The sequence below is a fragment of the Klebsiella sp. GW_Kp182 genome (assembly GCF_040062275.1).
GTDB classification, from domain to species: Bacteria; Pseudomonadota; Gammaproteobacteria; order Enterobacterales; family Enterobacteriaceae; genus Klebsiella; species Klebsiella michiganensis.
Window position 1 is genome coordinate 109,771 of the sequence record NZ_JBEAFQ010000002.1, and the last position, 19,820, is coordinate 129,590.

The following is a 19,820-nucleotide window of genomic DNA, read 5'->3' on the forward strand; positions in this document are numbered from 1 at the left end:
ATTAAATATGACACTAAACTGATTGTTGGCGTCATTTCAATCAATATTGGAGCACAGTTTGCGCTGATTCATCAGAAGATGAATGGGTAGATAACGGAGACAGAGCCCTGTGACGCATGAAAAACAGGCTTGTCGGAAGAGCGAATTGAGAAATTCCTGATGGATGAGGCGAAAGCAAACAGCGAGAGTGTGCCCCTGCTTGAATCTTTATCGTTTTCAAGCGAGCAACACCCGGTGTCACGGGCGGCCACTTTTTCGACAGCCGCTGTTTAACCTCAGGACGGCGTTGAGCCAGTGCGCTGTGGTTGTGATAACCGGCGCTGGAGATGTTGACAGACAAGATAGATGAATCATTACGCAGTTTGGTTGCGACAGCCAAGGGCGGTAGCGTGATTTAAAACTATCTCATAACATTAAGGGGAGGGGGTATCTGACTGTAAAATAGCAGTTTTTACTGTTTGCCATGAAACAGCACATTAACTGGTCATCTCCAGGTCAGCATCTCACTTGTCCCAGTTCGGTATGCAAGATCTACAATGGTCGGCTGCTGCCAATGCATTAAAGCGGAGACAAAACTCGGGAAAATCTTGCTTTAATCTATGTGCTTAGGTTTTCAGCTCGTATGCTCAAGTCACGGTATCTACCGGCAATCTATAAGTTCGGGCGTTAGAGCTATCGCAGCTGACGGGGGTTTAGTCAGCTACAACGCGAAATCTAAAGTGCATAACAAAATGCTTAAAATTTCGTAGAATAATTTATGAGTATAAAAATGAAGTATAATCTAGGGTATTTATTTGACCTGCTTGTTGTTATCACTAATAAAGATCTAAAGGTACGGTATAAAAGTAGCGTGTTTGGTTATTTATGGTCAATTGCCAATCCTTTGCTTTTTGCGATGATCTACTATTTTATTTTCAAACTGATCATGCGTGTTCAGATACCTAATTATACCCTTTTTCTAATAACGGGGCTGTTTCCCTGGCAGTGGTTTGCAAGCTCAGCAACAAATTCACTTTTTTCATTTATTGCTAATGCGCAAATTATTAAAAAAACTGTATTTCCGCGCTCAGTTATCCCGCTCAGTAATGTCATGATGGAAGGGTTACACTTCTTGTGTACCATTCCTGTCATCGTCGCTTTTCTTTTTGTATACGGTATGCGTCCTTCGCTTTCGTGGCTGTGGGGAATACCGCTCATTGCTATCGGGCAGGTGATATTCACCTTTGGCATATCCATAATCTTTTCAACGTTGAATCTATTTTTTAGAGATCTGGAAAGATTTGTGACTCTCGGTATTATGTTAATGTTCTACTGTACGCCCATTTTATACGCATCCGATATGATTCCGGCAAAATATAGCTGGGTTATTGACTATAACCCTCTGGCGAGTATGATTTTAAGCTGGCGCAACTTATTTATGGATGGGGTTTTAAACTATGAGCATATTTCAGTATTATATTTGACGGGTATAGTGCTGACGGTTATCGGTCTGAGTATTTTTAATAAATTAAAATATCGCTTTGCAGAGATCTTGTGATGGAACCAGTAATTGATTTTAATAATGTGACAAAAGAGTATCCACTTTACCATCATATTGGCTCAGGTATTAAAGATTTAATATTTCATCCCAAAAGAGCATTTCAATTACTGAAGGGCCGCAAATATCTTGCTATTCAGGATGTTTCTTTTACGGTCGGTAAAGGAGAGGCCGTTGCGCTCATCGGGCGAAATGGCGCAGGTAAAAGCACATCTTTGGGGCTGGTTGCCGGCGTGATAAAACCCACAAAAGGATCGGTCACCACGCGTGGGCGAGTCGCTTCAATGCTTGAGCTGGGCGGCGGCTTTCATCCAGAATTGACGGGGCGCGAGAACATTTTTCTTAATGCCACACTTCTTGGGTTACGCCGTAAAGAGGTGCAGCAGCGAATGGAGCGCATCATTGAATTTTCCGAATTAGGAGAATTTATCGATGAGCCGATCCGCGTCTATTCTAGCGGTATGCTAGCGAAGCTTGGTTTTTCTGTTATCAGTCAAGTTGAGCCTGATATTTTGATTATCGATGAAGTGCTTGCCGTCGGCGATATTTCTTTTCAGGCCAAATGTATCAAGACGATTAAAGAGTTCAAAAATCGTGGCGTGACAATATTGTTTGTTAGCCACAACATGAGTGATGTGGAAAAGATATGCGATCGGGTTGTCTGGATCGAAAATCACCGTCTGCGGGAAATCGGTTCTGCTGAAAGAATCATCGAACTTTATAAACAAGCAATGGCCTAAATCTGGTAATTAAATGAATAGTATTAAGATCTATACCTGTCATCATAAGCCGAGCGCATTCCTTAATGCATCGATTATCAAACCATTGCATGTAGGTAAAGCCAACTCCTATAATGATATCGGCTGTATTGGCGATGATACAGGTGATAATATTTCGTTTAAAAACCCTTTTTACTGTGAGTTAACAGCACATTATTGGGTTTGGAAAAATGAATCTCTTTCTGATTATGTCGGCTTTATGCATTATCGCCGACATCTGAACTTTTCCTCAGAGCAGAGCTTTCCCGAAGATAATTGGGGCGTCGTTAATTCACCCGTTATTGATGCAGAGTATGAAAAGCAGTTTGGTTTAACCGACACGGCAATCCAGGATTGTATTTCAGGGTTTGACCTGCTGTTACCAAAGAAGTGGTCTGTGACCTCTGCCGGCAGTAAAAATAACCTCGATCATTATGAGAAAGGTGAGTTTTTACATATAAAGGACTATCTGGCTGCCCTGGAGGTTGTCGAAGAGCTTTATCCGGACTATAAAGCGGCTATTCAGCAGTTTAACAATGCCACAGATGGCTATTACACGAACATGTTTGTGATGCACAAAGATATGTTCGTGGATTATTCAGAATGGCTCTTCGCGATTTTGGCTAATCTTGAAAGCCGCATCTCTATGAATAATTATAACGCGCAAGAAAAGCGTGTTATTGGACATATTGCTGAGCGTCTTTTTAACATTTATATTATTAAGCAGCAGCAAGACCGGGCCCTGAAAGTTAAAGAACTTCAGCGCACTTTCGTGACGAATGAGACATTCAACGGCAAGCTGGAACCGGTTTTTCCTCACGCTGCGCCGATAGTCATCAGTTTTGATGACAACTATGCCATCAGCGGTGGAGCCTTAATCAACTCCATTGTTCGTCATTCTGATAAAAACACCCATTATGATATTGTTGTGCTGGAAAATAAGGTGAGTAACCTTAACAAGCAGCGCTTACTAAAACTGGTCTCGGCCCATACAAACTTTTCACTTCGATTTTTTGATGTGAATGCCTTTACTGAATTGAATGGCGTACATACCCGCGCGCACTTTAGCGCATCAACCTATGCTCGCTTGTTTATTCCGCAGCTTTTCCGTGAATATGAGAAGGTCATTTTTATCGATTCCGATACTGTGGTGAAGGCCGATCTTGCGACTTTGCTTAATGTCGACCTCGGCACAAACCTTGTTGCCGCCGTTAAAGATATCGTGATGGAAGGCTTCGTCAAGTTTGGTGCGATGTCGGAGTCGGCAGATGGCGTGATGCCCGCCGGCGAGTATCTGCAAAAAACGCTTAAAATGACCAATCCGGATGAGTATTTCCAGGCGGGAATTATCGTTTTTAACGTTGCCCAGATGGTGCAGGAAGATACCTTCTCAGCGCTGATTAAGACGCTCAAAGAGAAGAAGTACTGGTTCCTCGACCAGGACATCATGAACAAAGTCTTCTATGGCCGGGTTGAGTTTTTACCGCTGGAGTGGAATGTCTATCACGGTAATGGCAATACGGATGACTTTTTCCCCAATCTCCAGTTCGCAACATATATGCGCTTTTTAAAAGCCAGAAAGAACCCGAATATGATTCACTATGCCGGGGAGAATAAACCGTGGAATACGGACAAGGTTGACTTTTATGACGATTTCCTGGAAAACGTCATCAATACGCCATGGGAAAAAGAGACCTATTTCCGTCAGTTATCTCCGGTAAATTCATCAAGTCCTGCGCAAACTGCAGGGCAAACGCCAGTTCTGCTTCAGACTAAGATCAAAAAAGCGTTGATGCCTTTCCTTAATAAATATGCTCCTGTCGGTTCACCGAGGCGAAACACGATAACAAAATACTACTATAAAGTTAGACGCTCAATTCTTGGTTAAGGCTGCTGGAGTTATATTATGAACAGTAAAAATATTCTCATCGTCGGAGCGGGTTTTTCCGGTGTGGTTATCGCACGCCAGCTCGCTGAACAAGGTCATCACATCAGAATTATTGACCAGCGTGACCACATAGGCGGTAACTCCTATGATGCGCGCGATCCGCAAACTGACGTTATGGTTCACGTTTATGGCCCGCATATCTTTCACACCGATAATGAAACAGTGTGGAACTATGTGACTCAGCACGCTGAAATGATGCCGTATGTGAACCGTGTCAAAGCAACGGTTAATGGCCAGGTGTTCTCTCTGCCGATCAACCTGCATACCATCAACCAGTTTTTTGCGAAGACCTGTTCGCCAGATGAGGCCCGGGCGCTGATTGCCGAAAAAGGGGACAGTTCGATCCTGGAACCGAAGACCTTTGAAGAACAGGCTCTGCGTTTTATCGGCAAAGAGCTCTATGAGGCGTTCTTCAAGGGCTATACCATCAAGCAGTGGGGGATGGAGCCCTCGCAGCTTCCGGCGTCGATTCTTAAGCGTCTGCCGGTTCGTTTTAACTACGATGATAATTACTTTAACCACAGATTTCAGGGCATGCCGAAACTGGGTTATACGAAAATGATTGAGTCAATCGCCAATCATGAAAATATTACCATCGAACTTCAGCAATCGTTTAACGCTGAAGAGAGAGAACAGTACGATCACGTGTTCTATAGCGGGCCGCTGGATGCTTTTTATTCCTATCAATATGGTCGACTGGGCTATCGTACTCTGGATTTTGAAAAATTCACCTGGCAGGGCGATTATCAGGGCTGCGCGGTAATGAATTACTGCTCGCTGGATGTTCCTTATACCCGTATCACTGAACATAAGTACTTTTCGCCCTGGGAATCCCATGAGGGATCGGTCTGTTACAAGGAATACAGCCGCGAATGTGGTGAAAAGGATATCCCTTATTATCCGATTCGTCAGATGGGAGAGATGGCTTTACTCGATAAATATTTGTCCCTCGCGGAAAATGAAAAGAATATGACGTTTGTTGGCCGCCTTGGAACCTATCGATATCTGGATATGGATGTCACTATCGCTGAAGCATTAAATACAGCCGATAAGTACTTGTCCTCCCTTAGCAGTAATGAGTCTATGCCAGTATTTACGGTTTCTGTGCGATGAATTGCTCCGCATTAATAGTCACGTATAATCGTTTAGAGAAGTTAAAGCTGACTATTGCCAACACGGTGAAATTAAATTTTACCGCGATTATTGTTGTCAATAACGGGTCCACGGATGGAACCCAGGCCTGGTTAGCCACCCTTAGCGACCCGCGAGTGATTGTTCTTAATCTGCCATCCAACAGCGGTGGCGCGGGTGGCTTTAAGGCCGGGAGTCAATATTTATGCGACAACGTCGATAGCGACTGGGTTTTCTTTTACGATGATGATGCCTGGCCCGAGAGCGATGCGCTGGAAAAATTTGCCCAGCTAGAAAAGGCTAACTGTCGGGTGTTCACCGCTTTGGTCAAGGATCTTCAGGGGCAACCCTGTCCGATGAACATGCCTTTTGCCAAAGTTCCGTCGTCGTTTATGGACACATTACGCTACATCAGAAATCCTGCGGAGTTTCTTCCGTCGGTTTCCCGGGCGTGTGCGGTACAGACGGTTTCCTTTGTCGGTATGATTATTCAGCGAGATGTGCTACAAAAGCGTCTCCACAGTATTCACGACGAATTATTTTTATATTTTGACGATCTCTATTTTGGCTATCAGCTGACATTAGATGGCGAAGCTATTCGCTATTCTCCCGAGGTCATCTTTACCCACGATGTGAGTATCCAGGGGAAATGTATTGTTCCCGAATGGAAGGTTTATTATCTTTGTCGAAATCTTATTTTGGCGAAGAGAATTTTTCCGCGAGTTGCCATTTTTAGCCGTCTCTCAATCCTTTTACGGTTGATTAAATATGTATCAATATTGCCATGGCAACGCAATAAATTGTTATATTTTAAATACTTGCGTCGTGGAATTATCCATGGTGTAAAAGGAATCAGCGGTAAGAATCATTAAGTGGATATAGCAATGAAAAAACTGTGTTATTTCATAAACTCGGATTGGTATTTTGATTTGCACTGGATTGATCGTGCGATCGCCGCCCGAGATGCTGGTTATGAGATTCACATCATCAGTCATTTTGTCGACGGTAAAGTGCTGAATAAATTTAAAACATTCGGTTTTAAGTGTCATAATGTCCCACTTGATGCTCAATCATTTAATGCATTAACTTTCTTTCGGGCCTTTTTTGCCTCCCGAAAGCTCATTAAAGAAATTAATCCCGACCTTTTACACTGTATCACTATTAAACCCTGTCTGATCGGTGGGCTCCTGTCCAGGACAAACAACCGTCCCATCATCGTGAGTTTTGTTGGTCTGGGTCGTGTATTTTCAGGTGATACGGGTTTGCTTAAGCTATTGCGCAATATCACCATCATGGCCTACAAATATATTGCCAGTAATAAGCGCAGTATATTTATGTTTGAGCACGATAAAGATCGTAAAAAACTGGCGGGTTTTGTCGGGATTGACTATCAGCAGACTATTGTCATCGATGGCGCGGGTATCAATCCGGAGATCTATAAATATTCTCTGGAGCAGGAGCGTGACGTTCCGGTTGTGCTGTTTGCCAGCAGAATGCTCTGGAGTAAAGGGCTCGGGGATTTAATTGAAGCCAAGAAAATCCTCGAAGCAAGAAATATTCATTTTACGCTAAACGTCGCCGGGATACTCGTTGAAAACGATAAGGATGCTATATCCCTTGCGGTGATCCAGCAATGGCATAAAGAAGGCCTGATTAACTGGTTGGGTCACAGCTCTAACGTCTGCGACTTGATCGAGGAGTCGAACATTGTGGCATTACCTTCGATCTATTCCGAAGGCGTGCCGCGTATTCTGCTTGAGGCTTCCTCGGTTGGCCGGGCCTGCATTGCCTACGATGTTGGCGGCTGCGATAGCCTGATCATTAATAACGATAACGGCATTATCGTGAAAAGTAACTCTCCGCAGGAGCTGGCCGATAAGCTTGAATTCTTGTTAGCCAATCCCAAAGCACGAGTAGAGATGGGTATTAAAGGACGGCAACGCGTTCAGGATAAGTTTTCTAGCGGTATGATCATTAGCAAGACCTTAAAGACTTATCATGATGTGGTTCAGGGATGATGTAACGCAAGAGATTACAGCTTCATGTAAATCAAACACCTCCGAAGCGGTTGCATTTTAAGCTATGTAACTGCTCAGCAAACGCATGATGAGTTTAATGATTGCGTGCCACTTATTTTGAAGGTGATTGAATGTCTGATGAATCAAGTAACGTTATTGTATCCGTTATTATCCCTGTCCATAACGCCGCGGAGTATATTGCTGAGACGCTTACTACGGTGTTAGCCCAGTCTTTAAAAGAGATTGAGATTATCCTTGTTAACGATAGCTCAACGGATAATACTCTGGATATTGTCACTAAAATAGCCAGTGAAGATTCGCGAGTCCGGGTTATCACCAACCCGAGCAACGTTGGTGGCGGCGAATCGCGAAATATTGGCCTACGTGTAGCGACCGGCGAATACATCATTTTCCTCGACGATGACGATTACGCCGATAAAGAGATGTTAAAGAGAATGTCCGACCGGGCTACGGCCCTGCAAACGGATGTTGTTATCTGCCGGTGCCAGTCAATCGATCTGCAAACCAATACCCGTTCTCCCATGCCTTTGTCGGCGCGTGAGGATTTACTGCCTGAAAAAGAGGTCTTCTCTTCACGGGAAATTGCTGACGATTTTTTCAGAGCCTTTATATGGTGGCCATGGGATAAGCTCTTCAGACGCGAGGCTATCCTGGCAATGGGCCTGGAGTTTCAACCGCTGAGAACCACAAACGACCTGTACTTTGTGAGTTGTTTCATGCTGTTAGCAAATCGCATCTCTCTGGTTGATGAGATCTTAATCTCTCATACTATCCACCGCGCTGAGTCGCTTTCCTCCACCAGAGAAAATTCGTGGCACTGCGCGCTGCAGGCATTAACTTCGCTACGTTTGTTTATGCAAGATCGTGATTTACTGGCGTCCAGAAGTCGTGATTTTAATAATTACGCCGTTGTTTTTCTTGAGTGGCATCTCAATACGATTTCTGGCGGTACGTTTAACCCGTTGTTTAATGAAGTAAAGTCGTTCATCTTATCTTTAGAAATCGATCGTGATGACTTTTATGATGACTTTATCAAAGCTGCGTATGGCCGGATCGTTAATCAGTCAGCGGAAGAGTATATTTTTTCTCTGAAAGACAGAGCGTTACGCGAGCTTGAACATTCACAAATGATGAACTCAACGCTGCAGGAAGAAATGACTTCTCTTAAACAGTCGACGGTATCTCAGCGAAGTGAAATTGATGTTCTGAAGGCGCAGGTTAGCGATAAAACCACCATTATCCACGAGCTTGAACAGCGGAATACGCGTTTAGAAGAAGAATATCAAACTCAACAACAGAAATTGCTCAGCATTGAAAATGCGTACCATGAGCTGACTCAGCGCTATACAGATTTGGTTTCATCTTTGTCATGGAAAATGACGAAACCATTGAGGCTAGTTAAAGAAATAACCGCCCGAAAAAAGTCATGACGATGATAAACCGGTGATATCAACCAGCGCGCTGGCGATGTTGATATTGCAAGGGAGGCGTCATGCCGCCTCCCTTTGATCACTTACTTATGCCTGCTCCGCAGGTTTTCCACCACATCCGTTAAATTCAGCCCCTGATCCTGCAGCAGCACCAGCAGGTGATACATCAAATCCGACGCTTCATTCTTCAGTTCGAACTGGTCATGCACCGTCGCGGCCAGCGCGGTCTCCACGCCTTCTTCCCCCACTTTCTGCGCAATACGTTTGGTGCCGCTGGCGTACAGCTTCGCGGTATAGGAGCTTTCCGGATCGGCGTGTTTGCGTTCCGCCAGCAGCTGCTCCAGCTGATATAAGAACAGCCACTGATGGCCGGTTTCGCCAAAGCAGCTTGAGGTGCCTTTATGGCAGGTTGGGCCAATCGGATTAACCAGCGCCAGCAGGGTATCGTTATCGCAATCCGGGGTGATGCTCACCACGTTGAGGAAATTGCCCGACGTTTCCCCCTTGGTCCACAGACGCTGTTTGGTCCGCGAATAAAAGGTCACCTTGCCGGTCTCTTCGGTTTTCGCCAGCGCATCCTGATTCATATAGCCCAGCATCAGCACTTCACCAGAAACGGCGTGCTGCACGATGACCGGCATCAGACCGTCGGTTTTTTGCCAATCCAGCTGTTCACTTAACATACCCTAATCTCCACGCCCTGTGCTGCCAGGTACGTTTTCAGTTCACCAATATTAATAATTTGCTTGTGGAACACCGAGGCGGCCAGCGCGCCGTCGACGTTAGCGTCGCGGAAGGCTTCCAGGAAGTGCTCCATGGTGCCCGCGCCGCCGGATGCAATCAGCGGCACGTGGCACACGGCGCGGACCTTGCTTAACTGCGCCAGATCGTAGCCGTTACGCACGCCGTCCTGGTTCATCATATTGAGGACGATTTCGCCGGCCCCGCGCTTTTGCACTTCCTGCACCCAGTCCAGGGTTTCCCACTGCGTCACCCGCGTCCGGCTCTCATCGCCGGTATACTGGTTGACGTGATACTTACCGCTCGCGGCGTCAAACCAGGTATCGATGCCCACCACAATACACTGCACGCCGAAACGGTCGGCCAGACGGGTAATCAGCGTCGGATCCGCCAGGGCAGGGGAGTTGATGGAGATTTTATCCGCGCCGAAGGAGAGAATTTGCGCCGCATCGTCCAGCGACTTAATGCCGCCGGCGACGCAGAACGGAATGTCGATCACTTCCGCGACCCGCGACACCCAGCTTTTGTCCACCACGCGGCCGTCGCTGGAGGCGGTGATATCGTAGAACACCAGCTCATCCGCGCCTTCGTCGGCATAGCGTTTTGCCAGCGGGACGATATCACCGATGATTTCGTGATTACGGAACTGCACGCCTTTCACTACCTGGCCGTCGCGAACGTCGAGACAGGGGATTATCCGTTTTGCCAGCATTGAATGGCCTCCGTTACGTTAAATTTACCTTCCAGCAGCGCCCGGCCGACAATCACCCCGCGCACTCCGGTTCCGCGCAGTGCGGCGATATCATGCAGATCGCCAATGCCGCCGGAAGACTGAAATGCGACCTGCGGATAGCGGGCGCAGACTTCTTCATACAGCGAGACGTTAGACCCGGCCAGCGTCCCGTCGCGGGAAATATCGGTGCACAGCACATGCTGCAGGCCGACGGACTGATAGCTCTCCACCAGCTCCTCCAGGGTTACGCCGGAGTTCTCCTGCCAGCCGCTGACCGCCACCTGCTTGTTGCCTTCCGCGTCGATCCGCACGTCAAGCGCCAGCACCAGATGCTGCGGGCCAAAACGCGTAAACCAGCCTTTCACCACTTCCGGCGACTTCACCGCCGTCGAACCCACCACCACGCGCGCCACGCCTGCATCAAGCAGGGCGGCCACGTCTTCTTCCGTCCGCACGCCGCCGCCAACCTGCACCGGCACGTTCACGCCGGCAACCAGGGTTTTCAGCAGCGGGATCTGGCGCTTCGCCGGATCTTTCGCCCCAGTCAGGTCGACCAGGTGCAGCACTTCGGCCCCCTGAGCGGCATAGGATTGCAGGCGCGGCAGCGGGTCGTTACCGTAGTCGCGCTGCTGACCGTAATCGCCCTGATGGAGGCGGACGACCGTGCCGTCAATTAAATCTAAAGCAGGAATGATCATCACATCTCCAGGAAGTTTTTCAGCAGCTGCGCCCCGGCGCTGCCGGAGCGTTCAGGGTGGAACTGGACGCCAAAGAAGTTATCTTTCTGCACCGCCGCGGTGAAGGCCTCGCCGTAGCTGCACTGGGCGATGGTATTGACGTTGACCGGCATCGCGTAGCTGTGGACGAAGTAAAAATACGCCCCGTCTTCAATGCCGCGAAACAGACGATCGCCGGCTTTGGCGTATACCCGGTTCCAGCCCATATGCGGTAGCGGCAGGCCGTGGTCGGTCATTTTCGGCACGTCCTGGTCGATAATGCCCAGCAGGTCAACGCCGTTATTCTCCTCGCTGCGTTTTCCCAGCAGCTGCATGCCGAGGCAAATGCCCAGCACCGGCTGGGTACAGGCTTTAATCAGCTCGATTAAATCGCGCTCGCGCAGCTGGTCCATCGCCGCCTGAGCCGTGCCCACCCCCGGCAGAAACAGTTTATCGGCGCGCAGCACCACATCCGGGTCGCGGCTGACCTGCGGCTCGTAGCCGTGGCGGCTCACCGCGGATTTCACCGAATTGAGGTTGGCGCAGCCGGTATCGAGGATCACCACGTTCATCAGAGTACCCCTTTCGAAGACGGCAGCGTGTCGCCCTGGACGCGAATCGCCTGGCGTAGCGTGCGGCCGAAGGCCTTAAACAGGCTCTCTACGCGGTGGTGGTCGTTTTTGCCCTTGGTTTTCAGGTGCAGAGTGACCGCCATGGTATAGGAGAGCGAGCGGAAGAAGTGTTCCACCATCTCGGTGCTCAGATCGCCAACGCGCTGATAGGTAAAGTCTGCTTTGTATTCGAGGTGCGGACGGCCGGAGATATCCAACGCGCAGCGGGCCAGGCATTCGTCCATCGGCAGCACAAAGCCGAAACGGCCGATACCGCGCTTGTCGCCGAGGGCCAGCTTCAGCGCTTCGCCCAGCGCGAGCCCGGTATCTTCCACGGTGTGGTGATCGTCGATATAAAGATCGCCGCCGACGTTAATCTCCAGGCGGAAGCCGCCGTGGGTGGCGATTTGGTCAAGCATATGATCGAAGAAGCCGACGCCGGTGGAGATTTTGCTGCCGCCTTCGCGGTCCAGCCACACTTTCACATCCACCTGGGTCTCTTTGGTGATGCGCTCAACGTGGGCGTAGCGGTCGTGGCGGGTTAGCTGTTCGCAAATGGTCGGCCAGTCCAGCTTTTCGCGGTCATAGCGCAGGCCGGTAATGCCCATGTTATCCGCCAGCTGGATATCGGTCGCGCGGTCGCCAATCACGTAGCTGTTGGCGGTGTCCATCAGCCCTTGCTCCAGCCACGGCAGCACCAGTTTGGTTTTCGGCTTGCGGCAGTCGCAGTTATCCGCCGGGAGATGCGGACAAATCAGCACCTCGTCAAAGTTGACGCCCTGCGAGGAGAATATCTGCATCATCAGGTTGTGCGGGCCGTCGAACTCGTCCTGCGGCAGGCTGGCGGTTCCCAGCCCGTCCTGATTGGTGATCATCACCAGCCTGTACCCTTCCTGCTGCAGCTTCAGCAGGGCCGGGATCACCTGCGGCTCGAACGCCAGCTTATCGAAGCGGTCTACCTGAAAATCAACCGGTGGCTCGGAAATCAGCGTACCGTCACGGTCAATAAAGAGAAACTTCTGGGTCATACATTCTCCGCAGTCAAAGCGTCAATGACGCGCTGGCTCTCTGCACGGGTACCGATAGTGATACGCAAACAGCCGCTTAATGAAGGTTGTTTATTCTGGTCACGTAAGATAATGCCCTGATCCCACAAAGATTTAAATACCGCGCTGGAGGCGGTGATCCGCGCCAGAACGTAGTTGCTCTCGGAATCGAACACCTCTTCAACGCAGGCAATGCTGCGCAGCTGGCTGACCAGATAATCGCGTTCGCCGAGGATCTGCGCCACGCGCGCCCGCATGGCGGCAATGCCTTCCGCGCTGAGCGCCTGGGCGGCGATGTCGGCGACCGGCGTCGAGAGCGGATAAGGTGCGATAACCTTCATCAGCACGTTAATCACCTCGGCGTTGGCGAGGGTAAAGCCGCAGCGCAGTCCGGCCAGGGCGAAGGCCTTGGAGAGGGTACGCAGAATCACCAGGTGCGGATACTCGTTGAGCCAGGTTGCCAGCGTGGCCTGCGGGCAGAACTCAATATAGGCTTCATCCGCGACCACGATGGCTTTACCGCGCGCCATCTCCAGCAGGGTGCGAAAATCTTTCGGGTTGATAATCTGCCCGGTCGGGTTATTCGGGCTGCAGACGAACACCACTTTCACGCCGTCAAGATTGGCCGCGATGCCCGGCAGATCCAGCTGCCAGTCGGCGAGGGTGGGCACCGTACGGCAGGTCACGCCGATGGTTTCGGCGCTGACGCTGTACATGCCGTAGGTCGGCGGACAGTAGAGCACCGCGTCCTGGCCCGGCTCGCAGAAGGCGCGGATCAGCAGTTCAATGCCTTCATCGGCGCCGCGGCTGACCAACACCTGCTCCGGCTTGACGCCCGCATACTGCGCGTAGCGTTCAATGACCGCTTTCGGCTGCGGTTCCGGATAGCGGTTCATCGTCTGCTCGGTCAGCTGAAACGCGACCGCGGTCGGGAATTCGTTGGCGTTCAGCCAGACGTCGCCTTTACCGCCCAGACGGCGAGCAGATTGATACGGCGTCAGCGCGCGGACGTTGGCGCGGGCTAAATCTTCGATGCTCATGCTTGCTCCTTAAGGGCTGCGACGCGCAGCGTAACGGCGTTTTTGTGGGCGTCCAGACGCTCGGCGGCGGCCAGAATCTCAATCGTTGAGGCGAGGGCAGCAAACCCGTCGCGCGACAGCTCCTGCACGGTCATGCGTTTCTGAAAATCCGCCAGGCCGAGGCTGGAGCAGGTGGCGGTGTAGCCGTAGGTCGGCAGCACGTGGTTGGTGCCGGAGGCGTAATCGCCGGCGGACTCCGGCGACCAGTCGCCGAGGAATACCGAACCGGCGCTGGTAATGCCGTCGACCAGTTCGCGGGCGTTGCGGGTCTGAATAATCAGGTGCTCCGGACCGTACTGGTTGGAAATCTCCACGCACTGGGCGATATCGCGCGCCACGATGATGCGGCTGGCGGAGAGCGCCCCGCGGGCCGTTTCCGCACGGGACAGCGCGGCCAGCTGGCGCTCAACGGCTTGCGCGACGCGGGTGGCCATCTCGCTATCCGGCGTCAGCAGGATCACCTGCGAATCCGGGCCGTGCTCCGCCTGGGAAAGCAGGTCAGAGGCGACGAAATCCGGAGTGGCGCCGCTGTCGGCGATCACCAGCACTTCCGACGGCCCGGCGGGCATATCGATAGCCGCGCCGTCAAGACGCTGGCTGACCTGGCGCTTGGCTTCGGTCACGAAGGCGTTGCCCGGGCCAAAGATTTTATCGACCTTCGCTACCGATTCGGTGCCGAACGCCAGGGCGGCAATCGCCTGCGCGCCGCCGACGTTAAAGATATTGCGCACGCCGCACAGCTGGGCGGCATAGAGGATTTCATCGGCAATCGGCGGCGGCGAGCACAGCACCACCTGCTGGCAGCCCGCGATGCGCGCCGGCGTGGCGAGCATCAGCACCGTGGAGAACAGCGGCGCCGAGCCGCCGGGAATATATAAGCCGACGGAGGCGATAGGGCGGGTCACCTGCTGGCAGCGTACGCCCGGCAGGGTTTCCACATCGACGGCCTGCAGCCGCTGCGCGTTGTGGAAGGTTTCGATATTTTTGACCGCCACGGCCATCGCCTGCTTGAGCTCGTCGCTCAGGCGCGCGCCGGCGGCGGCAATCTCTTCATCGCTGACCTTCAGCGCCTTGACGTCGGTTTTATCGAACTTCGCGCCGTATTCGCGCAGGGCCGCATCGCCGTTGTCTTTAACGTTATTCAGGATCTCCGACACCGTCTTGCTGATGCTCTCGGAGGCGGAAATGGCCGGGCGCGTTAAGAGCTGTTGCTGTTGTTCTGCGCTACAGCCGTTCCAGTCGATAATTGTGTTGAAGCTCATGGTTGTTTCCCCTGTTTATCCCGTGACCGACCCGCCGGTTTACTCCATCATCTTCTCAATCGGCAGGACCAGAATGGAGCTGGCGCCCAGCGCTTTCAGTTTTTCCATGGTTTCCCAGAACAGGGTTTCGCTGCTCACCATGTGCATCGCCACGCGCTGCTTGTCGCCGGCCAGCGGCAGAATGGTCGGGCGCTCGGCGCCGGGCAGCAGGGCGACCACTTCTTCCAGGCGCTCGGTCGGCGCGTGCATCATGATGTATTTTGATTCGCGGGCCTGAATCACCCCCTGAATACGGGTCAGCAGGCGGTCGATCAGCTGCTGTTTGCTATCGGCCATCTCGCCGTCGCGCTGGATCAGGCAGGCTTTGGAGCGGAACATCACTTCCACTTCGCGCAGGCCGTTCGCTTCGAGAGTCGCGCCGGTTGATACCAGGTCGCAAATCGCGTCGGCCAGACCGGCGCGCGGAGCCACTTCAACCGAGCCGTTCAGCAGGCAGGATTTGAACGAGATCCCTTTCTGGTCAAGGTAGCGCTTCAGCAGGTGCGGGTAGGAGGTGGCGATGCGTTTGCCGTTAAGCGCCGCCGGGCCGTCCCAGGGTTCATCCGCCGGGGTCGCCAGCGACAGGCGGCAGCCGCCGAAGTCGAGACGGCGCAGGGTGAAATAGCGCGGGTCTTCGCCCTGAGCGCGGCGGCTCAGCAGCTCTTCCTCCAGCACGTTTTCGCCGATAATCCCCAAATCGACCACGCCGTCCATGATAAGGCCCGGAATATCGTCATCACGCACGCGCAGAATATCGATGGGCATATTTTCCGCCAGCGCGATCAGGCGCTGGGTGTGCAGATTCACTTTGATGCCGCAGCGGCTGAGTAATTCGCGTGAATCTTCGCTTAAACGCCCTGATTTCTGAATAGCTATGCGTAAACGGCTATTGTCTAACATTCTTATTTTCCTCTGTAACCCTGTCTGAATCTGTCCGAATTCGGTCCAAAAAAAAGCCCCCGGAAGTGAATCTTCCGGGGGCTCTCTTTGCGTTCATGCACCACTGGAAGATCCAAACGTCTTCCAGCACACATCGCCTGAAAGACTAGTCAGGATGATGGTGATGATGGTGGTTTTTAAATTGAACGCTGTTCATAAAATTCTCTGTGAATGACTATGCATTTGATGCCTTTTAACCTAAACCACTTCACTCGCATAAAGCAAGGGCTTTTTTCTATCATTAATTGATTTCATATTGACCTTAGAAATTGTCAGCTGCCGCCGGCTGGCGTAGCCTTAAGTCAGCACAGCGAAAATTCAGGAGCAAGGGGATGAAAAAGGTCGCAATTGTAGGTTTAGGATGGCTGGGTATGCCGCTTGCGCTGTCGTTGATGTCGCGGGGATGGCAGGTGACCGGCAGTAAGACCACGCAGGATGGCGTCGAGGCGGCGCGGATGTGCGGCATCGACGGCTATCCGCTGCGTCTGGAGCCGCAGCTGGTCTGCGACACCGAAGATCTGGATGCCTTAATGAACGTTGACGCGCTGGTCATTACCTTACCGGCGCGGCGAACCGGACCGGGAGAGGACTTTTATCTTCAGGCGGTACAGGAGATCGTCGATACCGCGCTGGCGCATCACGTGCCGCGTATCATATTCACCAGCTCAACGTCGGTTTACGGCAACGCCAGCGGCACGCTGAAAGAGAACTCGCCCCGCAACCCGCAAACCGCTAGCGGGCGGGTGCTGAAAGAGCTGGAGGACTGGCTGCATAACCTTCCCGGCACCTCGGTGGACATTCTGCGCCTCGCCGGGCTGGTGGGGCCGTCCCGTCATCCGGGGCGCTTTTTTGCCGGAAAATCCGCGCCGGACGGCCAGCACGGCGTCAATCTGGTGCATCTTCAGGATGTGATTGCCGCGATCGAACTGTTACTGCAGGCTCCGAAAGGCGGGCGCATCTATAATATATGTGCGCCTAAGCATCCCGCGCGCGGCGTCTTTTATCCGCAGATGGCCCGCGAGCTTGGGCTTCCCGTCCCCGTATTCTCTGATAACCCGGAGAACGGTAGCGGTAAGATCGTAGATGGCAGCCGTATTTGCAACGAACTGGGGTTTGAGTACCAATACCCCGATCCGCTGGTCATGCCGATGGAGTAATGCGCCAGCGGTGAATCGCGTACCGTAAGGGGGTAGCGATGAAACCACTGCTGGATGTGCTCGTCATTCTTGATGCCCTCGACAAAGAGGGCAGTTTTGCCGCCGCCTCGGCGAAGCTCTATAAAACGCCGTCGGCGCTGAGCTACACCATTCATAAGCTGGAAAGCGATCTCAATATTCAACTGCTTGACCGCAGCGGCCACCGGGCGCGCTTTACCCGTACCGGGCAGATGCTGCTGGAAAAGGGGCGCGACGTGCTGCACACCGCCCGCGAACTGGAAAAGCAGGCCGTCAGGCTGCAGCAGGGCTGGGAAAATGCGCTGATACTCAACGTCGACGCCACCTTTCCGTTCCCGCTGTTGGCTCCCGCGATCGCGGCGTTTTATCACCAGCATCACGCCACCCGCCTTGAATTCCGCCGCGATATCCCGGGCGCAAACTGGCAGATGCTGATGGAAGGGCGGGCGGATCTTCTGCTCGGCGTGCTGGGCGACCCGCCGGCGCTCAGCGGCTGCGGCTCTGTTCTGCTGGGAGAGGTGGCGCAGGCGTTTGTTGTTGCGCCCCGGCATCCGCTTGCGCAGATTGCCGGCCCGCTGGGCTGGCGGACGTTGCGCCGTCATCGGGCGATTGTGGCCGACGGCGCGTGGCCGCAGATTGACGCTCAGGATAGCCTGGCGGTATTCGATCTTTCCGCCCGGCTGACGCTGCTGTGCGCCGGACTGGGATGGGGCTATTTGCCGCTATTTCAGGTACAGCCTTTCATCGCCCGCGGCGAGCTACAAATATTAAAAACCACGGTGCCTGAACCGGTCAATCGCGCGTGGATAGGCTGGAATGAAGATATTTGCGGCCAGGCGGGCGAGTGGTGGCGAAAGGAGATATTAGCAAATAGTGCTATCCATCAGGTCTATAATACTAAAATCGTATGAATATTAATCTGTTAGAGAATCGCCGTAATTATTAAGCCTTGTAACATCTTGTCATCGTGCCAGTAGTTGTTGCAAAATACGCGTCCTGAAAATCAGAAACTGGCCGACGCTTTTTTAAAGTGTCGGTTATTTTTTTGGTTGAAAGACACATCATTCAATACCAAGAGGCCGGGCTTCGTACCGGATAGATATTTACTAAAAACCGACAGTGGTTGTCGCTGAGGAATACAAAGAAATGGGGCAATTTTTTGCTTACGCGCTGGCGTTCACCGTAAAAGGGGATAACTATGTCGCATAACGCTACTCCAAAAACCTCTCGCGTGGAATTACGTAAAACGCTTACGTTGATTCCGGTTGTCATGATGGGCCTGGCCTATATGCAGCCGATGACGCTGTTCGATACGTTTGGTATCGTCTCTGGATTGACTGATGGTCACGTTGCGACGGCTTACGCCTTCGCGCTGATCGCCATTCTTTTCACGGCGCTGAGCTACGGTAAACTGGTTCGCCGTTTCCCGTCGGCGGGTTCCGCTTATACCTACGCGCAGAAATCCATTAGCCCGGCCGTTGGCTTTATGGTTGGCTGGTCATCGCTGCTGGACTACCTGTTCATGCCGATGATCAACATTCTGCTGGCGAAAATTTACTTTGAAGCGCTGGTGCCTTCTATTCCATCGTGGATCTTCGTTGTCGCGCTGGTGGCCTTTATGACCATCTCCAACCTGCGCAGCATCAAGACCGTGGCGAACTTCAACACCCTGATCGTTATCCTGCAGATGGGCATCGTGGCGGTGATTGTTGGCCTGATTATCTACGGCGTTATGCACGGCGAAGGCGCGGGCACGCTGACCAGCACCCGGCCGTTCTGGTCTGAAGGCGCGCACGTGGTGCCGATGATTACCGGCGCGACCATCCTGTGCTTCTCGTTCCTCGGCTTCGACGGTATCTCTTCGCTGTCTGAAGAGACCAAAGACGCAGAGCGCGTGATCCCGAAGGCTATCTTCCTGACCGCGCTGATTGGCGGCCTGATCTTTATCGGCGCTTCCTACTTCCTGCAGCTGTACTTCCCGGATATCTCGCGCTTTAAGGATCCGGACGCATCGCAGCCTGAAATCATGCTGTACGTGGCGGGCAAAACCTTCCAGTGGGGCGTACTGATTTTCTCCAGCGTCACCGTACTGGCGTCCGGCATGGCCGCGCACGCGGGCGTTTCCCGTCTGATGTACGTGATGGGCCGCGACGGCGTGTTCCCGACGCGCTTCTTCGGCTACGTGCATCCGAAATGGCGGACTCCGGCGTGGAACGTACTGCTGGTCGGCGCGATTGCGCTGCTGGCGATTAAATTCGACCTCGTCACGGCGACGGCGCTGATTAACTTCGGTGCGCTGGTGGCGTTCACCTTCGTTAACCTGTCGGTGATCTCCCAGTTCTGGATCCGTGAAAAGCGCAACAAAACGCTGAAAGACCACTTCAACTATCTGGTTCTGCCGGTGTGCGGCGCGCTGACCGTTGGCGCACTGTGGATCAATCTGGAAGAGAGCTCCATGGTTCTCGGCCTGATCTGGGGCGGTATTGGTCTGGTCTACCTGGCCTGCGTGACCAAAAGCTTCCGCAACCCGGTACCGCAGTACGAAGACGTTGCCTGATCGCGTTTGGTGATGTGAAAAGCCGGAGGGAGACCTCCGGCTTTTTTGTTTCTGGCGTTCCGCAGGCCGGGCAGGAGCT

At 52.3% G+C, this 19,820-nt stretch carries 19 protein-coding genes and 1 other annotated feature; of the genes, 10 read left to right on the forward strand and 9 right to left on the reverse strand.

The features are described from left to right. Positions 1 to 769 precede the first annotated feature (769 nt). From ABLU88_RS02610 to ABLU88_RS02640, 7 genes are all read left to right on the forward strand, one after another. On the forward strand, positions 770 to 1,537 hold the full coding sequence (locus ABLU88_RS02610; protein WP_004138730.1) for an ABC transporter permease: 768 nt from the start codon (positions 770 to 772) through the stop codon (positions 1,535 to 1,537). Further along, positions 1,537 to 2,277 carry an ABC transporter ATP-binding protein gene (locus ABLU88_RS02615; RefSeq protein WP_004852439.1) on the forward strand — a complete coding sequence of 247 codons (741 nt, stop codon included), beginning with the start codon at positions 1,537 to 1,539 and terminating at the stop codon, positions 2,275 to 2,277. The genes ABLU88_RS02610 and ABLU88_RS02615 overlap by 1 nt, the downstream gene beginning before the upstream one ends. A gap of 13 nt (positions 2,278 to 2,290) precedes the next feature. Then, entirely contained in the window at positions 2,291 to 4,183 is a 1,893-nt protein-coding gene (locus ABLU88_RS02620; RefSeq protein WP_064357901.1) for a DUF4422 domain-containing protein, read from the forward strand. Between the two features lie 18 nt (positions 4,184 to 4,201). Then, complete coding sequence (gene glf / locus ABLU88_RS02625; protein WP_004852435.1) at positions 4,202 to 5,356, forward strand: UDP-galactopyranose mutase; 1,155 nt, start codon at positions 4,202 to 4,204, stop codon at positions 5,354 to 5,356. Then, positions 5,353 to 6,246 carry a glycosyltransferase gene (locus ABLU88_RS02630; protein WP_185219993.1) on the forward strand — a complete coding sequence of 298 codons (894 nt, stop codon included), beginning with the start codon at positions 5,353 to 5,355 and terminating at the stop codon, positions 6,244 to 6,246. Before glf ends, ABLU88_RS02630 begins: the two co-directional genes overlap by 4 nt. Beyond that, positions 6,247 to 7,392 (forward strand): glycosyltransferase family 4 protein, encoded by a 1,146-nt coding sequence (locus ABLU88_RS02635; RefSeq protein ID WP_348836141.1) that lies wholly within the window; start codon positions 6,247 to 6,249, stop codon positions 7,390 to 7,392. Positions 7,393 to 7,523: 131 nt separating this feature from the next. Then, a complete protein-coding gene (locus ABLU88_RS02640) occupies positions 7,524 to 8,843 on the forward strand; it encodes a glycosyltransferase family 2 protein (RefSeq protein ID WP_116280327.1) in 1,320 nt (439 codons plus the stop codon). 83 nt (positions 8,844 to 8,926) lie between these two features. On the opposite strand, the gene hisIE is transcribed toward ABLU88_RS02640, so the two are convergent. The 9 genes from hisIE to hisL form a co-directional block, all read right to left on the reverse strand. After that, positions 8,927 to 9,526, reverse strand: a complete 600-nt coding sequence (hisIE, locus tag ABLU88_RS02645) for a bifunctional phosphoribosyl-AMP cyclohydrolase/phosphoribosyl-ATP diphosphatase HisIE (protein WP_004122447.1) — start codon at positions 9,524 to 9,526, stop codon at positions 8,927 to 8,929. Continuing rightward, on the reverse strand, positions 9,520 to 10,296 hold the full coding sequence (gene hisF / locus ABLU88_RS02650; RefSeq protein WP_014230048.1) for an imidazole glycerol phosphate synthase subunit HisF: 777 nt from the start codon (positions 10,294 to 10,296) through the stop codon (positions 9,520 to 9,522). The genes hisIE and hisF overlap by 7 nt, the downstream gene beginning before the upstream one ends. Next, complete coding sequence (gene hisA, locus ABLU88_RS02655) at positions 10,278 to 11,015, reverse strand: 1-(5-phosphoribosyl)-5-[(5-phosphoribosylamino)methylideneamino]imidazole-4-carboxamide isomerase (RefSeq protein WP_014230047.1); 738 nt, start codon at positions 11,013 to 11,015, stop codon at positions 10,278 to 10,280. The genes hisF and hisA overlap by 19 nt, the downstream gene beginning before the upstream one ends. Next, a complete protein-coding gene (hisH, locus tag ABLU88_RS02660) occupies positions 11,015 to 11,605 on the reverse strand; it encodes an imidazole glycerol phosphate synthase subunit HisH (protein ID WP_014230046.1) in 591 nt (196 codons plus the stop codon). The genes hisA and hisH overlap by 1 nt, the downstream gene beginning before the upstream one ends. Then, positions 11,605 to 12,672, reverse strand: coding sequence for a bifunctional histidinol-phosphatase/imidazoleglycerol-phosphate dehydratase HisB (gene hisB, locus ABLU88_RS02665; RefSeq protein ID WP_064404576.1), 1,068 nt, complete (start codon positions 12,670 to 12,672; stop codon positions 11,605 to 11,607). The genes hisH and hisB overlap by 1 nt, the downstream gene beginning before the upstream one ends. Next, positions 12,669 to 13,730, reverse strand: coding sequence for a histidinol-phosphate transaminase (gene hisC, locus ABLU88_RS02670; protein WP_014230044.1), 1,062 nt, complete (start codon positions 13,728 to 13,730; stop codon positions 12,669 to 12,671). The genes hisB and hisC overlap by 4 nt, the downstream gene beginning before the upstream one ends. Beyond that, positions 13,727 to 15,031: a histidinol dehydrogenase gene (gene hisD, locus ABLU88_RS02675; protein ID WP_032719822.1), complete on the reverse strand. Its 1,305-nt coding sequence runs from the start codon at positions 15,029 to 15,031 to the stop codon at positions 13,727 to 13,729. The genes hisC and hisD overlap by 4 nt, the downstream gene beginning before the upstream one ends. A 39-nt stretch (positions 15,032 to 15,070) precedes the next feature. Further along, positions 15,071 to 15,970, reverse strand: a complete 900-nt coding sequence (gene hisG, locus ABLU88_RS02680) for an ATP phosphoribosyltransferase (protein ID WP_032693852.1) — start codon at positions 15,968 to 15,970, stop codon at positions 15,071 to 15,073. A gap of 47 nt (positions 15,971 to 16,017) precedes the next feature. After that, positions 16,018 to 16,140: a sequence feature (His leader region), on the reverse strand. After that, positions 16,116 to 16,166: a his operon leader peptide gene (gene hisL, locus ABLU88_RS02685; RefSeq protein ID WP_009654477.1), complete on the reverse strand. Its 51-nt coding sequence runs from the start codon at positions 16,164 to 16,166 to the stop codon at positions 16,116 to 16,118. It overlaps the preceding feature by 25 nt. 175 nt (positions 16,167 to 16,341) lie before the next feature. On the opposite strand from hisL, the gene ABLU88_RS02690 reads away from it, so the two are divergent. The 3 genes from ABLU88_RS02690 to ABLU88_RS02700 all read left to right on the forward strand — a co-directional run bounded on the left by ABLU88_RS02690 (position 16,342) and on the right by ABLU88_RS02700 (position 19,741). Next, positions 16,342 to 17,166: an SDR family oxidoreductase gene (locus ABLU88_RS02690; protein ID WP_004852412.1), complete on the forward strand. Its 825-nt coding sequence runs from the start codon at positions 16,342 to 16,344 to the stop codon at positions 17,164 to 17,166. A 38-nt stretch (positions 17,167 to 17,204) separates the two neighbouring features. Next, positions 17,205 to 18,095, forward strand: coding sequence for a LysR substrate-binding domain-containing protein (locus tag ABLU88_RS02695; RefSeq protein WP_032750502.1), 891 nt, complete (start codon positions 17,205 to 17,207; stop codon positions 18,093 to 18,095). Positions 18,096 to 18,382: 287 nt separating this feature from the next. Continuing rightward, on the forward strand, positions 18,383 to 19,741 hold the full coding sequence (locus ABLU88_RS02700; protein WP_004103635.1) for an APC family permease: 1,359 nt from the start codon (positions 18,383 to 18,385) through the stop codon (positions 19,739 to 19,741). Positions 19,742 to 19,820: the final 79 nt, after the last annotated feature.

Excerpts from the sequence above, each read along its gene's own strand:
- ABLU88_RS02610 (WP_004138730.1), top strand. The coding sequence starts at position 770 with ATGAAGTATAATCTAGGGTATTTATTTGACCTGCTTGTTGTTATCACT.
- ABLU88_RS02615 (WP_004852439.1), top strand. The coding sequence starts at position 1,537 with ATGGAACCAGTAATTGATTTTAATAATGTGACAAAAGAGTATCCACTT.
- ABLU88_RS02620 (WP_064357901.1), top strand. The coding sequence starts at position 2,291 with ATGAATAGTATTAAGATCTATACCTGTCATCATAAGCCGAGCGCATTC.
- glf (WP_004852435.1), top strand. The coding sequence starts at position 4,202 with ATGAACAGTAAAAATATTCTCATCGTCGGAGCGGGTTTTTCCGGTGTG.
- ABLU88_RS02630 (WP_185219993.1), top strand. The coding sequence starts at position 5,353 with ATGAATTGCTCCGCATTAATAGTCACGTATAATCGTTTAGAGAAGTTA.
- ABLU88_RS02640 (WP_116280327.1), top strand. The coding sequence starts at position 7,524 with ATGTCTGATGAATCAAGTAACGTTATTGTATCCGTTATTATCCCTGTC.
- hisIE (WP_004122447.1), bottom strand. The coding sequence starts at position 9,526 with ATGTTAAGTGAACAGCTGGATTGGCAAAAAACCGACGGTCTGATGCCG.
- hisF (WP_014230048.1), bottom strand. The coding sequence starts at position 10,296 with ATGCTGGCAAAACGGATAATCCCCTGTCTCGACGTTCGCGACGGCCAG.
- hisA (WP_014230047.1), bottom strand. The coding sequence starts at position 11,015 with ATGATCATTCCTGCTTTAGATTTAATTGACGGCACGGTCGTCCGCCTC.
- hisH (WP_014230046.1), bottom strand. The coding sequence starts at position 11,605 with ATGAACGTGGTGATCCTCGATACCGGCTGCGCCAACCTCAATTCGGTG.
- hisB (WP_064404576.1), bottom strand. The coding sequence starts at position 12,672 with ATGACCCAGAAGTTTCTCTTTATTGACCGTGACGGTACGCTGATTTCC.
- hisC (WP_014230044.1), bottom strand. The coding sequence starts at position 13,730 with ATGAGCATCGAAGATTTAGCCCGCGCCAACGTCCGCGCGCTGACGCCG.
- hisD (WP_032719822.1), bottom strand. The coding sequence starts at position 15,031 with ATGAGCTTCAACACAATTATCGACTGGAACGGCTGTAGCGCAGAACAA.
- hisG (WP_032693852.1), bottom strand. The coding sequence starts at position 15,970 with ATGTTAGACAATAGCCGTTTACGCATAGCTATTCAGAAATCAGGGCGT.
- ABLU88_RS02690 (WP_004852412.1), top strand. The coding sequence starts at position 16,342 with ATGAAAAAGGTCGCAATTGTAGGTTTAGGATGGCTGGGTATGCCGCTT.
- ABLU88_RS02695 (WP_032750502.1), top strand. The coding sequence starts at position 17,205 with ATGAAACCACTGCTGGATGTGCTCGTCATTCTTGATGCCCTCGACAAA.
- ABLU88_RS02700 (WP_004103635.1), top strand. The coding sequence starts at position 18,383 with ATGTCGCATAACGCTACTCCAAAAACCTCTCGCGTGGAATTACGTAAA.